Origin of the sequence: Burkholderia sp. PAMC 28687 (genome assembly GCF_001577465.1) — a bacterium.
Classification (GTDB): domain Bacteria; phylum Pseudomonadota; class Gammaproteobacteria; order Burkholderiales; family Burkholderiaceae; genus Caballeronia.
The window spans coordinates 583533-598231 of the sequence record NZ_CP014505.1 but is presented as its reverse complement, the minus strand read 5'-3'; the positions used below and the strand labels follow the sequence as shown (position 1 = coordinate 598231).

Below are 14699 nucleotides of genomic sequence, written 5' to 3'. Positions count from 1 at the left end.
CGTCCTTGTTGAAAACGACACCCCGCAACCTAGACCCGTCGATAGCGAAAAGCAACTCCCGCACGCCCGGGAAAAGCTGAATAGTCCAGCTCGTCGAATCAACGCGCGAAATCTCAGGGTTTTCACCGATCAACCGGGAAACGTTCGGTACAATTTGTACCCTTCCGCCGCCCGACCTCCGCGCACTCCATGCCTCTGCCCCTTCTCGCCCTTGCTATCGCCGCGTTTGGCATCGGCACGACTGAATTTGTCATCATGGGCTTGTTGCCCAACGTCGCGCGCGATCTCGGTGTATCGATACCCGCAGCGGGCATGCTCGTGTCCGGCTATGCGCTGGGCGTGACCATCGGCGCACCGATCCTCGCCATCGTCACCGCGAAGATGCCGCGCAAAAAAGCGCTGATGGTCCTGATGGGCGTGTTCATCATCGGCAACATGCTGTGCGCCGTTGCGCCGGGATACTGGGTGCTGATGGCCGCGCGCGTGGCGACGGCGTTCTGCCACGGCGCGTTCTTCGGCATCGGCTCGGTCGTGGCGGCGGATCTCGTCGCGCCGAACCGCCGCGCGCAAGCCATTGCGTTGATGTTCACCGGCCTCACGCTTGCAAACGTGCTCGGCGTACCGCATGGGACCGCGCTCGGTCAGGCGGCCGGATGGCGGGCCACGTTCTGGGTCGTCACGTTGATCGGCCTGGCTGCGGCCGGTGCGTTGTGGGTCTGCTTGCCAAAGCACATCGAGATGCGTGAATCCAGCATCCTGCGCGAATTCAAGGTGCTTAAAAACCCGCAAGTGCTGATGGTGCTGGGCATCAGCGTGCTGGCATCGGCGAGCCTCTTTTCCGTCTTCACCTACATCACGCCGATCCTCGAAGACGTCACCGGTTTTTCACCGCACGCGGTCACGTTCGTGCTCTTGTTGTTCGGGCTTGGGCTGACGGTCGGCAGCACGCTTGGGGGCAGGCTTGCCGACTGGAAGCTGTTGCGCTCGCTGCTGACGTTCCTGATTCTGATCATCGTCGTGCAAGCGATCTTCGCCGCGACCATGCACGCCGCTATCCCCGCGATGATCACCATCTTCACCTGGGGCGTGCTCGCGTTTGGAATCGTGCCGCCGTTGCAGATGCTGATCGTGAATCGTGCAAGCGATGCACCCAATCTTGCATCCACCCTGAATCAGGGCGCGTTCAATCTCGGCAACGCAACAGGCGCGTGGCTCGGCGGCATGGCGATTGGCGCCGGCGCGTCGCTCAGCACGCTTCCGTGGGTCGGCGTACTGATGGCTTGCTGCGCGTTCGGCCTCACGTTGCTCTCGGCGACGCTCGATAAACGCGCGCGACGCATGGGTATCGGACAGGCGGTTTGAGCAGAGAGGCTTACCGCTTCTCAGGGTTGAAATGCTTGGTGAGCCCCTGCCAGCATTCGTAGTAATGCGCCTGCAATTGCGCGGTTTCGAGCGCGAAGCGCGTCGGCTTGATCAGCGTGCGCGTTTCGAACATGAACGCCATTGTGTCGCCAACTTTCACAGGCTTCGATGTATCGGCGTTCGACGCCTTCTCGAAAGTACCCGCATCCGGACCATGTCCCGACATGCAGTTATGCAGGCTCGATCCACCCGGCATGAACCCTTCGGACTTTGCGTCGTACACGCCGTGGACTAAACCCATGAATTCGCTCGCCACGTTCCGGTGGAACCACGGCGGCCTGAATGTGTTCTCGCTTGCCAGCCAGCGCGGCGGAAAAATCACGAAGTCGATGGCATCGACGCCCGGCGTATCGGTCTGCGATTGCAGCACCAGAAAGATCGATGGATCGGGATGGTCGAAGCTGATCGAGCCGATGGTATTGAACTGACGCAAATCGTATTTGTACGGCGCGTAGTTGCCGTGCCACGCGACTACATCGAGCGGCGAATGGCCAATGTCCGCTCGCCACAACACGCCGTTCATCTTCGCCACGAGTTCGAACGCGCCCTCGCGATCTTCATACGCTGCACGCGGCGTGAGAAAGTCGCGCGGGTTCGCAAGACCATTCGAGCCGATGGGACCCAGGTCCGGCAAGCGCAACAACGCGCCGAAGTTTTCGCAGATATACCCGCGTGCGGCGTTATCGGGCAGTGAGACGGAAAAGCGCACGCCGCGAGGAATGACGGCGATTTCGAACGGTTCAATATCTAGACGGCCGAGTTCTGTCGCGATCGACAAGCGCCCTTCCTGCGGCACGATCAGCAGTTCGCCGTCGGCGTTATAAAAGAACCGGTCCTGCATCGATTGATTCGCTGCGTACAGATGGATCGCGCAGCCTTGCATGGATTCGGCGGCGCCGTTGCCGGCCATCGTCACCCAGCCATCGATGAAATCCGCCGGCACATCAGGCATGGGCAACGGGTCCCATCGAAGCTGATTGGGCGGCGTCGGCGGCACGTCGGCGAAGTTCGCCACGAGTTTGTTGCAGGCTTCGACTTGCGTGAACGGCTGATGCACCGCCGCCGGCCTGATCCGATACAACCACGACCGCCGGTTATGTCCGCGCGGCGCGGTAAATGCCGTGCCGGAAAGCTGCTCAGCGTACAAGCCGTAGCTCACGCGCTGCGGCGAATTACGTCCGAGCGGCAACGCGCCGGGCAGCGCCTCGGTCGCGAAGTCGGCGGCGAAGCCTGACTGGTATAGCCGGCTGGCATCGGTATGGCTCGTGAAAGCACCGGGCGATTCTGGGTTCATGGACTGATCCTCAAGCGACATACGTTCGATTACGCATGGTAAAACCAATTACGATACGTAAAACTATTGTTAACCCTAAGCATGAAGCAGCAGATTGATGCCGATGCATATCGATATGTGGATTTTGTGCAAAGCCGCATGCGTGGCACTGCTACCATCGACGCTACATTGCTCGAGAACTTCGCCTGAATGATTGCACCGACCGTCCAGCAACTCGTCTCGCGCGCCTCGGACTATCCGTTTCCGGGCGCGCGCATTGTCATGGGCGAAGGGGCGCGTGCGGAATCGGCCATTGCCTTTTACGAGAGCTTTGCACTCGCAAGCGCCTACGAGCCCATCTTCGATGTCAGCACGCGGGGCTTGCCGCAATCGCTGACGGCATCGGTTGAGAGCGCGGAGCGTTTCGGCGATGAACTCGGTTTCCAGGCATTGACACTCACCGCAGACGGCGCGCCGTTCGATCCTTTTGCGCAACTCGACGACGACCCTCGGCTCGTTGCGCTCGACCGTCTTTCGCGTGCGTTGCATGCGTTCAATTTTTTTGGCGCGCAGCGGCCCGGGTTGTTGTTCTTGCGGGTTCACGAGCGCTTGCTGAAGAGCGTGAAGTACGACCATGGGAAGCACTTTTCTTCTGTGCTGATCGAGTTCGGGTTGAATCCGGCGAGGATCGTGATTGAATTGCCGTCGGCGGCGGTCGCGCACCGGACGTTCCTTGGGTATCTGGTCAAGAGCTATCAGAAGTACGGTTTCAAGGTTGCGGGGAACCTGGCGAACGCGGGGCAGATCATGGCGGTGTCGGATATGGCGCGGCTTGATTTCATCAAGATGGATGCCGGCGCCGCGTTGCGGGATTCGGTGGTCAAGCCGTTGGTCGGGTATGCGCACCGGTTGAAGATCCCGCTGATCTTCAGCAACGTGTTGGATGAGGCGCAGTTCGATGCGCTACAACAGTTCGATGTGAATTTTGTGCAGGGACCTGCGTTTGAAGCGCATGACATCGACGTATTGGGCCGTTCGCGCTCAAGCAAGTAATTCGAGGATTCGCCGCTCGGTGATTCCGCTGCCGATCAGATCTTTTTCACGCGCCCGGCACGCAACGCTTTAACCACCGTACAACCTGTTCTGCATCCCATCGATGGCTGATGCCAAACTCGGTTTGCATCGCCCAACCTGCGCCAAGGCAATGCACGACCGGCGGAAACCCAAATAAATTGTGCAGAGCAGCAACGAATCCGCGCTCTTGAATGCTGCAGAGCGCCTTGACTTTCATCCAATCGAATACGATCATTCGCTCACAGAACGAGCAAATGATCGTGGCAACGCAAACCGGTGGAAGCCAAACCCGCCGGAACACGCCGCGGCAAGAGACATAGCACCGCGCCGGGCATGCCCCGCGGCGCATCCAGATCAGAGGAAGACACCATGACGTCCGCAAACCCAACAACCGCCGATGTGATCCTGCACATCGGCGCAGGCTCTTTTCATCGTGCGCATCAGGCGTGGTATCTGCACAAGCTGATTGAATCGGGCGATACACAATGGTCGCTGACCGTCGGCAACATTCGCGGCGACATGAACGCCGTACTCGAGGCGCTTGCCGCACAAGACGGCACCTACACCCTGGAAACCGTCACGCCGCAGGGCGAACGCAAGTACGAAACCATCCGCTCGATCAAAAAGGTCGTGCCGTGGGCCGCGGACCTCGACGCGCTGATCGCGGCGGGCGCGGCGCCGGAGTGCAAGATCGTATCGTTCACGGTAACCGAAGGCGGTTATTACCTCGATGAACACCACAAGCTCGACCGCGCAAATCCCGATCTCGCGGCCGACCTGAAAGGCGCGCGCACGACCATCTACGGCGCGCTCGCCGCAATTCTCGATGCCCGCATGAAGCAGAACGCCGGCAAGGTGACGCTGCAGAACTGCGACAACCTGCGCAGCAACGGTGACCGGTTCAAGGCCGGCATGCTCGAATTCCTGCAATTGCGCGGCGAAACTGCGCTGCGCGACTGGATGATCGCAAACACCTCATGCCCGAACGCGATGGTCGATCGCATCACGCCGCGTCCCACGCCCGATGTCCGCGAGCGCGTGCTGGCCGCAACAGGTTTTGACGACAAAGCCCCGGTCATGGGCGAAGCGTTCATCCAGTGGGTGATCGAGGACGCGTTCATTGCCGGTCGTCCTGCATGGGAAAAGGTCGGCGCGGAAATGGTCGACTCGGTGCATCCCTACGAGGAAGCCAAGATCCGCATCCTCAACGCCACGCACAGCTGCATTGCGTGGGCGGGGACGCTCGTTGGTTATCAATACATTCACGAAGGCACGCAGGACCCGGAAATCCGCGCAATCGCCGATGACTACGTCACCCAGGACGTGATTCCGAGCCTGTCGCCGAGCCCCATCGACCTGGCGAAATATCGCGATGTCGTGCTGGACCGCTTCGTCAATCCGTATATCCAGGACACGAACCAGCGCGTAGCCGCCGACGGCTTTTCGAAGATCCCGGGTTTTATCGCGCCGACGTTGCGTGAATGTTTCGCGCGCAAGACCGATCCGGACGCGACCGCCATGCTTCCCGCGCTGTTCTTCCGTTTCCTCGAACGCTGGCACGAAGGCAAGCTGCCGTACGCGTATCAGGACGGCGTGATGGACGCGGCGACCGCGCATGCTTTCTTCGAAGCCGCCGATCCGGTGAAGGCTTTCGTCGCGGACAAGCTGCTTTGGGGCAGCCTCGCGCAAAGCGCCGATCTCGAACGCGTGCTGCGCGCAGCGCTTGGCCGCGTCGATGCCTGGCTCGCCAAGCGCGGCTGAGCCTCCCACATCTCGTGACCGCCGTCCGGTGTTATGCCAATGGCGTAACGCCGGCAGCGGCGCTACATTAGCGCCTCCGGTTTTCTCCGCTTCAAGCCTTCATCAAGGGTTCGTCCATGTATTTAGGCATCGATCTCGGCACCTCCGAAGTAAAAGTCCTGCTGCTTGCAAGCGATGGCAGCGTCATCGGCACGGCGGGTACGCCGTTCACCGTATCGCGTCCGAAACCCCGCTGGTCGGAGCAGAATCCGCTCGACTGGTGGGAGGGCACGCGCGCTGCACTCTTCGCCTTGCGCGACAAATTCCCGCAAGAGTTCGCGCAGATTCGCGGTATCGGTTTGTCGGGACAGATGCACGGCGCGGTGCTGCTCGATTCCGAAGATCGCGTGCTGCGTCCGGCGATTCTCTGGAACGACATGCGCAGTGACAAGGAATGCGACGAACTCACGCAAACCGCGACGGAGTTGCATCGCATTGCCGGCAATCTCGCGATGCCCGGCTTCACCGCGCCCAAACTGCTTTGGGTGAAACATAACGAGCCGGATATCTTCAATCGGACGGCTTGCGTGTTGTTGCCAAAAGATTATCTGCGCCTGCATTTGACGGGCACGAAAGTGTCCGATCCATCGGATGCAGCGGGCACGTTGTGGCTCGATGTCGCCCGCCGCGACTGGTCCGACGAACTGCTCGCCGCATGCAGCATGACGCGCGCGCAGATGCCGGCGCTTGCCGAAGGCAGCGAACCGTCAGGTACGTTGTTGCCGGAGCTTGCACGCGAGCTCGGCCTGCGCGATGGCGTGATCGTCGCAGCAGGCGGTGGCGATAACGCGGCGAGCGCAGTGGGTATCGGCGCGACAGAACCGGGCGATGGTTTCCTGTCGCTCGGAACATCGGGCGTGCTGTGCGTGGTGGGCGACCGCTTCAGGCCGAATCCTGCGTCCGCCGTACACGCGTTTTGCCACGCCATTCCGGACAGATGGCATCAGATGAGCGTGGTGTTGTCGGCGGCGAGTTGCTTGCGCTGGGTCTGCAAACTGACCTCCACCGACGAACCCACGCTGCTCGCCGAAATCGAAGCGCTCGATCCGGCTGCGCTCGAGATCGCGCCGCTGTTCCTGCCGTATCTCAGCGGCGAACGCACGCCGCACAATGACCCTTATGCACAGGGCGTGTTCTTCGGCATGACGCACGCAACCGATCGCGCGCTGCTCGGCTACGCGGTGCTCGAAGGCGTGACGCTGGCGCTGACCGATGGCCTCGACGCCTTGCAGGCCGCCGGCACGGAAGTACACGCGTTGTCGCTCTTGGGCGGCGGTGCGCGCAGCAAGTACTGGGGCCAGTTATTGGCCGATGCCCTCAACACCCGCACTCGCACGCACGGCGGCGGCGAGACGGGCGCGGCGTTGGGCGCAGCGCGTCTCGGCTGGCTCGCGGCAGGCGGCGACCCGGCCGTCGTTCTGGCGAAACCGCCGGTGAAGGACGAATTCATTCCAAACCCGGAACGTCATGCAATCCTGCGCCAGCGGCTGAAAGGATTTCGCGAGTTGTATCAGCACGTGAAGCCGTTGTTCGATCCGGCGCGCCCACGACTCGCCTGAAGATCCGGTGCGGAAGGTTTCCAACAAAACCTTTCGCGCCGAGCGTGCACAATATCGATAAATCCGCGCGCCTCCTCGGGCGCGCGATCTACATTTGCATTCGATATAAACGACCTGACATCGAGCTCCCGTGCCCAAGTCCAACGAAAAACTCGATCTCGCCACTCGCGCCGCGTGGCTCTATTACGTCGCGGGAAACACGCAGAACGAAATCGCGGAGAAGCTGCAGATCTCGCGTCCAGTCGCGCAGCGCCTCGTTGCATTCGCCGTCGAAAAGAACCTGATTCGCGTGCGCGTGGATCATCGCGTGGCGGATTGTTTGTCGCTGGCGGCGCAGTTATCGAAGCGATACGGCTTGTCGATGTGCGAAGTCGTGCCTATTGACGGCGATTCACCCGAGCAAGTGGACCGCAAGCTGGCGGTGGCGGGCGCGCAAGTCATGGAGCGTTATCTCACCGACGAAAAACCGCTCGTCATCTCGATCAGCAGCGGCCGGACACTCAAGGCCGTCGTCGCGCAAATCGGGCAACTGGAGCGGCCGCAGCACAGGTTGGTCTCCATGGTCGGGGCGATCGCCCAGGACGGTTCATCGAACCGGTACGACGTTGCACAGCACTTGTCCGAGAAGACCGGCGGCAAGCACTTCATGCTGCCCGCTCCGTTGATGGCCGACAGCCGCGCCGAGCGCGCGCAATGGGTCAATCACCGCTTGTACAGGATCGTGGATGCGTTGTCCGAGAATGCCGATGTGGCGTTCGTCGGCATCGGCAACATGGGGATCAATTGCCCGCTGCATGAGGACGGGTTTATTACCACCGCTGAAGTCGAAGAGATGATGGAAGGCGGCGCCGTGGCCGAGCTGCTTGGCTTGCCCATCGATGCGGAAGGCGTCATGGTCAAATCGACAACCGGCGAGCGCGTGACGAGCTTGCCGCTCGATACGCCGCCGAAGCGCCCGACCATCGGCTTTGCGGGCGGGATCAGAAAGCGGGCAGCGGTTATCGCTGCGTTGAAGGGAAAATGGCTGTCGGGGTTGGTGACGGATGAGTTGTGCGCGCAGGCTGCTCTAGAAGCCTGATTTACGCGCCGTGAACGAACAAACGCCCGGACATGTCCGGGCGTTTTCGCGTGAGCTCGTCCAACCATCAAGCCGCCGACAACACCTCGACGATCTTCCGTTGATACGCAATGCCCTCGGCATTGAACAAATGGCAATGCTCTGGCATTGCGCCAAGCTTCAGCACTTCGCCTCGCGAATGACGCTCGAGCGGCGGAATCCGGGCGATGATCCCCTCCGGCGCCACCGATGACTCCGCGTAGAGATAAGCGGCATCGCCGAGCGACTCGACGGCCATCGTCTTCGCCGATACCCCGTGCTCCACAGTCGCCGCTGTGCCCGCATGGAGATGCTCGGCACGAATCCCGACCGTTACCAAATCGCCGACCTTGACGCTGCCCGGCTCAACTGCGGCGCGTTGCGTCTCGCCTGTTTCATACTTGACGAGCACGGCATCGCTAAGCACTTGCGTGACTTCGCCATTGAAGAAATTCATCTTCGGCGAACCGATAAAACCCGCCACGAACTTGTTCTGCGGCGCGTGATAAAGCTGATTGGGCGTACCGACCTGCTCCACATTCCCCGCCGACAGCACCACGATCTTGTCCGCGAGCGTCATGGCTTCGACCTGATCGTGCGTCACGTAGATCATCGTGGTCTTCAACTCGTCGTGCAGGCGCGCGAATTCCAGGCGCATCTTCACGCGCAATGCGGCGTCGAGGTTGGAAAGCGGTTCATCGAAGAGGAACACCTTCGGCTTGCGCGTGATAGCCCGGCCGATCGCCACGCGCTGACGCTGACCACCCGACAGCTGCTTCGGTTTCCTATCGAGCAAATGATCGATGTGCAGGATCTTCGCCGCTTGCTTGACCGCGGCATCGATTTCCGGCTTCTTGGTGCCCGCAAGCTTGAGACCAAACGCCATGTTGTCGTAGAGCGTCATGTGCGGATACAGCGCGTACGACTGGAACACCATCGCAATGCCGCGCTTGGCGGGCGGCACGTCGTTCACACGCACGCCGTCGATGGTCAGGTCGCCGCCGCTGATGTCTTCGAGTCCGGCGATCATCCGCATCAACGTGGACTTGCCGCAACCACTCGGGCCCACGAACACGACGAACTCACCGTCGGCGATATCGAGGTTCACGCTGCGAATGACTTCGGTTTCTTCGTAGCGCTTGTTGATGTTGCGCAGATTAAGGCTTGCCATGATGGAGTCTCCGTCTTTAACTTCGCTTTGTTTTCTGCGAGCACAAGGCTCAAGGCAGTTCAAAGCTTGCGTTTTGCAGCCACTGTTCGACAAGCGCGGGGAGCTGCCCCATCTCGTCGAACACGACACTTGCGCCAGCACGTTTCAGCGCATCGATTTGTCCTTCACTTGCATGACCGCCGCCCACGAAACCCAGAACCGTCATACCCGCCGCTGACGCCGCCGTCACGCCGGTCACGCTGTCTTCCACCACCACGCAACGCCCGGGCGCGACACGCAAGGTGCGTGCAGCCGCCAGATACACGTCGGGCGCGGGCTTCGGATTCGCGACCGTGTCGGCGCAAAAAAGACGCTCGCCGAAATAGCGTACGAGGCCCGTGCGGCTCAACACGGCTTCCACATACGAAGTAAAACTGTTGCTCGCGCAGGCCTTTCGCAGCGAGATGCGGCCGAGCGCTGAATCAATGCCATCGACCGCCGGTGCTTCTACCGCCGACGCTTCCACCACCGCACGGATTGCATCGATCTGCGCGGCATCGAGCGTCTGCCCAAGCGTTTCAGCCGCCCGCCTGAGGACCGTTTCAATGCGCAGCCCGAGCAGCGGCGTGACGATCGGTTCAGCGTCCACGCCGGGCCAGAGCGTCTCGATCTCCTGCACGAGCATGCGGCCCGCGATGGCTTCGCTGTCGATCAGCACGCCGTCGCAATCGCAGATCAGCAGGTGATCGTCGTGCGCAGCGGCTGCACTGGATGCACCCGCTGCGCCGGCTTGGGACAAGTTCAAGTTCACTGGATCGGCCTCTAAAGTGCTACATGTACGACGTCACTGCGCTACTTCACTGCGCCGAAGGTCAGTCCGCGCACGAGCTGTTTCTGCGACAGCCAGCCAACGATCAGAATTGGCGCAACCGCCAGCAACGACGCCGCCGAAAGCTTGGCCCAGAACAACCCTTCAGGACTTGAATACGAAGCGATGAACACTGTCAGCGGCGCCGCGTTCGAGCTCGACAAGTTGATGCTCCAGAATGCCTCGTTCCACGACAGGATCACGAGCAGCAGACCCGTGGACGCGAGTCCCGGCAAAGACATGGGCATGAGCAGATAGACGATTTCCTGCCACGTCGCCGCGCCATCTATACGGCCTGCTTCCAGAATGTCGCGCGGGATCTCGTTGAAGTACGTGTACGACATCCATACGGCGATCGGCAAATTGATCAGCGTATAAACGATGATCAAGCCCCACACGGTGTCGAGCATGCCGGTGTTCTTCCACAGCAAGTAGATCGGCACCAGCACGCCGACCGACGGCATCATCTTCGTCGACAGCATCCACAGCAGAACCTTCTGCGTTTTCTTCGTCGGGAAGAACGCCATTGCATAGGCGCACGGCACGGCGAACAACAAGCAGATCACCGTGACGCCGACCGAGATCAGGATGGAATTCCACGCGAACGCAAAGTAGTTGCTGCGTGCGAAGACCTCGCGAAAACTGTCGAGTGTCGGCGTGAAAAAGAGCGACGACGAATACGCCTGCTGCTCGGTCTTGAATGCCGTGATGGTCATCCAGAAGATCGGGAAGAACAGCAGCAGCGCGAACAGCCAGGCAATCACGCCAAGCACGCTGCGCTTGAGCGTATCGAGAAACGGCGCGGACGTTGTTGCGGTTACGGGATGGCTCATGATTCGTACTCCCCTTTCAGGTTCTTCGAGAGCATCCGCACGAGGAAGAACGCCACGATATTCGCCAGCACGACCGCCAGAATGCCGCCCGCCGATGCCAGGCCCACGTCGAATTGCTGCAAGCCAAGCGAGTAGATCAGGTATGACAGGTTGGTCGTCGCTGTGCCGGGACCGCCGCCGGTTGTCGTATAGATTTCGGCGAAGATCGACAGCAGGAAAATGGTTTCCATCATCACGACCACGGCAATCGCGCGCTTCAGGTGCGGCAGCGTGATGTAGAAGAACATCGAGAAAGCGCCCGCACCGTCGATCCGCGCCGCTTCCTTTTGCTCCTGGTCGAGCGACTGGATCGCCGTGAAGAGAATCAGGAACGCGAACGGCAGCCATTGCCACGCGACAATCATGATCACCGCAAAAAGTGGATACTCGCCGAACCAGTCGATCGGCTGCATCCCCATCGATCGCATTGCTGAAGCGACCAGTCCGTAGACCGGGTGCAGGATCATGTTCTTCCAGATCAGCGCGCTGACCGTCGGCATGACGAAGAACGGGGCAATCACCAGCAATCGCGCAATGCCCTGCCCGATGAACTTCCGATCGAACAACACCGCGAGCAGCACGCCGCCGATCACGGTAATCGCAAGCACGGAACCGATCAGCACCAGCGTATGGACAATCGACGGACCGAAGGCCGGGTCGGTCGCGAGGAACTCGTAATTATCGAGGCCAGCGAAGCCCTTTACGTCCGGGTTCAGCAAGTTGTATTTCGAAAACGAATACCAGATGGTCATCGCAAGCGGGATGGCCATCCACAAGAACAATACGGCAGTCGACGGCGTGATCAGCCAGCGCACCGACTTCGCGCGTTTCTTGTCGCGCTCCGCCGCGGACTCCGCGTACGTATTCGATATGGGGGGATTAAGTTGACTCATGGTCGTGTCACCTCTCGATGAAGCGCAGGCCGCGCGCGTGGGCTCTTGATGAAAGAGCGGCGCGGCCTGCTGTACTACATTAGGCGCCAGGAGTGTGGGCCTCGACTGCCAGAGAACTTACTTCGGATTACTTTTGATAACCGGCTTGCTTCACCGCACGGTCCGCGGTCGCGTTGCCTGCTTTCAATGCTGCATCGACAGTGGTTTGTCCTGCGACCACGCCTGCAATCGACTGGCCGACCACCGTTCCGAACGACTGGAACTCCGGAATGCCGACGAACTGAACGCCGGTGTACGGAATCTTCTTCATCGAAGAATCGTTCGGGTTAGCCGATTCAATTGCGCTCAGCACGAAGTCGCCAAACGGCGCAGCCTTCTTGTACTCAGGATTGGCGTAGGTCGACTTGCGCGTGCCCGGAGGAACCGATGCCCAGCCTTCATCTTTCGCGGCCAACTGGATGTATTCCTTCGATGTCGCCCACGTCGCGAACTTCTTCGCGGCGTCTTGCGACTTCGACGTCTTCGGAATGGCCAGCGACCACGACCACAACCAGTGCGAGCCCTTCGGCGTCACGGCAACCGGCGCTGCAGCAAAGCCGATCTTGTCCGCGACTTGCGATTGCGACTTGTTGTAGAGCATGCCGGCTGCAACCGTGGCATCGATCCACATTGCGCACTTGCCCGATGACATCAGCGTCAGGTTCTCGTTGAAACCGTTCGAGCTGGCTCCCGGAGGACCGTCGTTCTTCAGCAAGTCGGCGTAGAACGTGATCGCCTTGTGCCATTCCGGCGTGTCGAGCTGCGCCTTCCAGTTCTCGTCGAACCAGCGGCCGCCGTACGTATTCACGAGCGTCGATACGAACGCCATGTTCTCGCCCCAGCCCGCCTTGCCGCGCAAGCAGATGCCGTACTGGCCCTTGGCTTTGTCGGTGAGCTTGTCGGCGAATTGCTTGATCTGGTCGTAGGTCGGCTGATCCGGCATCTTCAGGCCGGCCGCTTCGAACAGGTCCTTGCGGTAATACGTCATCGAGCTTTCGACATAGAACGGCAGTGCGTACAACTGGCCGTTATACGAGAGGCCATCGCGTGCGGTCTTCACCACGTCGTCGAGATCGTAGTCAGCCGGGAGATTCGTCATTGGCACGAGCCAGCCGCGCTTGCCCCATTGCGGCGCTTCGTACGTACCGATCGCCATCACGTCGAACTGGCCGCTGTTCGTGGTGATGTCGGTGGTGGCACGCTGACGCAGTACGTTTTCTTCCAGGATGACCCACTTCAACTGGATATCCGGATTGGCTTTTTCGAACGCCGGCGACAGCTTCTTCAACTCGATCATGTCCGGGTTGTTGAGTGTCGCGATGGTCACGGTCGCGGCCTTCGAGGCAACCGGCACAAGCGCGGCTGCAGCGAATGCGGCGCACGCGAATGAGCGCATCGGCAGGTTTTTAAGAGTGAATGTGGCGCGTTTCATGTTGTTTCGTCTCCTTTATCGTTAGCACGGCGCTCGTGCTGCGGGCTTGCATGACGCGTCGATCATCGGCTGATCGGATTGATACGGGCTACTACGTACTTTCTGGTACTCGTGAAACGTGAATTCGTTGCGGGCGGCTTTCAATGCGGCTTTCAATGCGGCTTTCAATGCCATCGCCGCCCACAGGTTCAGCTCATCCAGTTGCCGCCATCCACATTCAGCGTCTGCGCGGTGATGTAATCCGAGTCCGCCGATACCAGGAACAAGGCCGCGCCCGTCAGATCGTTCGGCAGGCCCATGCGCCCCAGCGGTACCGCTTCGCCGACCAGGCGCTTCTTCTCGCCGAGCGGACGGTTTTCATATTTTGCGAAAAGCGCATCGACGGTTTCCCACATCGGCGTATCGACCACGCCCGGCGCAATGCTGTTCACGTTGATGCCATGCTGCGCGAGACCGAGTGCTGCCGATTGCGTGTAGCTGATCACGGCGGCCTTGGTTGCGCAATAGTGGGAAACTAGCGCCTCGCCGCGGCGACCCGCTTGCGACGACATGTTGACGATCTTGCCGCCACGGCCTTGCTTGACCATTTGCTGCGCGACGAGCTGCATCAGGAAGAACATGCCTTTCACGTTCACCGCGAAAAGACGATCGAAGATATCCCAGGATTCGTCGAGGATCGGGCGCATGTCGAAGAGCGCCGCGTTGTTGTACAGGATGTCGATGCCGCCGAACTTGTCGACGGTAGAAGAGACAATGCGCTCCAGATCCTCGCGCCTGGTGACGTCGGCTTTGACTGCCAGTACGTTGCCCGCGTAATCCGCAAAACGCTGCGCCAGTTCGGCTTCATCTTTCAGATCTACGACGACGACCTTTGCGCCTTCGTCCAGGAATCGTTTGGTGACCGCTTCGCCGATACCGCTGGCCGCACCCGTCACGATAGCTACCTTGTCCTGCAATTTCACGGTTGTCTCCGGTTCGTCTTTTGACCGCTTTGTTCGCTCGAACAGTGAGCGAACGCTCGTCGCGTGATCAATTGCTCTCTGCGTGGTCGAATGATCGGTGACGCGTGAGGCGGTGTCAAGGCACGTTGTGATGTTTCGATGCTGCGACGCGGAAAGGCACCTAAAACTGCGGGAAAACCCCAACCGGCGTGGCTTTGCGGGACGCGTCGATACACCCGAAAGCGTGCTCGACATGCTTTGGTCATACGTCCGAAGGTGC

The 14699-nt window shown here is 60.4% G+C and carries 12 protein-coding genes and 1 pseudogene; 5 read left to right on the top strand and 8 right to left on the bottom strand.

The genetic code is table 11. The features are described 5' to 3' along the window. Positions 1-189: 189 nt before the first annotated feature. Positions 190-1362, top strand: a complete 1173-nt coding sequence (locus AX768_RS02785) for an MFS transporter (RefSeq protein ID WP_061998689.1) — start codon at positions 190-192, stop codon at positions 1360-1362. Positions 1363-1372: 10 nt separating this feature from the next. On the opposite strand, the gene hmgA is transcribed toward AX768_RS02785, so the two are convergent. Then, on the bottom strand, positions 1373-2716 hold the full coding sequence (hmgA, locus tag AX768_RS02780; RefSeq protein ID WP_062000724.1) for a homogentisate 1,2-dioxygenase: 1344 nt from the start codon (positions 2714-2716) through the stop codon (positions 1373-1375). Between the two features lie 189 nt (positions 2717-2905). Between hmgA and AX768_RS02775 the strand changes: the two genes are divergently transcribed. Next, entirely contained in the window at positions 2906-3748 is an 843-nt protein-coding gene (locus tag AX768_RS02775) for an EAL domain-containing protein (protein ID WP_061998688.1), read from the top strand. Positions 3749-3794: 46 nt separating this feature from the next. Here AX768_RS02775 and AX768_RS02770 read toward each other — a convergent pair whose 3' ends face one another. Beyond that, positions 3795-4004 (bottom strand): hypothetical protein, encoded by a 210-nt coding sequence (locus AX768_RS02770; RefSeq protein ID WP_061998687.1) that lies wholly within the window; start codon positions 4002-4004, stop codon positions 3795-3797. A 134-nt stretch (positions 4005-4138) separates the two neighbouring features. On the opposite strand from AX768_RS02770, the gene dalD reads away from it, so the two are divergent. The 3 genes from dalD (at position 4139) to AX768_RS02755 (ending at position 8206) form a co-directional block, all read left to right on the top strand. Further along, on the top strand, positions 4139-5530 hold the full coding sequence (gene dalD, locus AX768_RS02765; protein WP_061998686.1) for a D-arabinitol 4-dehydrogenase: 1392 nt from the start codon (positions 4139-4141) through the stop codon (positions 5528-5530). A 116-nt stretch (positions 5531-5646) separates the two neighbouring features. Next, complete coding sequence (gene xylB, locus AX768_RS02760; protein WP_061998685.1) at positions 5647-7128, top strand: xylulokinase; 1482 nt, start codon at positions 5647-5649, stop codon at positions 7126-7128. 130 nt (positions 7129-7258) lie between these two features. Continuing rightward, positions 7259-8206 carry a sugar-binding transcriptional regulator gene (locus tag AX768_RS02755; protein ID WP_061998684.1) on the top strand — a complete coding sequence of 316 codons (948 nt, stop codon included), beginning with the start codon at positions 7259-7261 and terminating at the stop codon, positions 8204-8206. 67 nt (positions 8207-8273) lie between these two features. Here AX768_RS02755 and AX768_RS02750 read toward each other — a convergent pair whose 3' ends face one another. The 6 genes and pseudogenes from AX768_RS02750 to AX768_RS02725 all read right to left on the bottom strand — a co-directional run bounded on the left by AX768_RS02750 (position 8274) and on the right by AX768_RS02725 (position 14440). Next, the gene (locus AX768_RS02750; RefSeq protein ID WP_061998683.1) at positions 8274-9395 is read right to left on the bottom strand and encodes an ABC transporter ATP-binding protein; all 1122 of its coding nucleotides are present in this window, start codon (positions 9393-9395) and stop codon (positions 8274-8276) included. Positions 9396-9444: 49 nt separating this feature from the next. Continuing rightward, a complete protein-coding gene (locus tag AX768_RS02745) occupies positions 9445-10173 on the bottom strand; it encodes an HAD family hydrolase (protein WP_062000723.1) in 729 nt (242 codons plus the stop codon). Between the two features lie 53 nt (positions 10174-10226). Beyond that, entirely contained in the window at positions 10227-11075 is an 849-nt protein-coding gene (locus tag AX768_RS02740) for a carbohydrate ABC transporter permease (protein WP_061998682.1), read from the bottom strand. Continuing rightward, positions 11072-11935 (bottom strand): annotated as a pseudogene (locus AX768_RS02735) (carbohydrate ABC transporter permease); the annotation flags it as partial. The pseudogene AX768_RS02735 and the gene AX768_RS02740, both read right to left, overlap by 4 nt. Positions 11936-12134: 199 nt before the next feature. Beyond that, entirely contained in the window at positions 12135-13478 is a 1344-nt protein-coding gene (locus AX768_RS02730; RefSeq protein WP_061998680.1) for an ABC transporter substrate-binding protein, read from the bottom strand. 188 nt (positions 13479-13666) lie between these two features. Then, positions 13667-14440, bottom strand: a complete 774-nt coding sequence (locus tag AX768_RS02725; RefSeq protein WP_062000722.1) for an L-iditol 2-dehydrogenase — start codon at positions 14438-14440, stop codon at positions 13667-13669. Between the last annotated feature and the right edge of the window lie 259 nt (positions 14441-14699).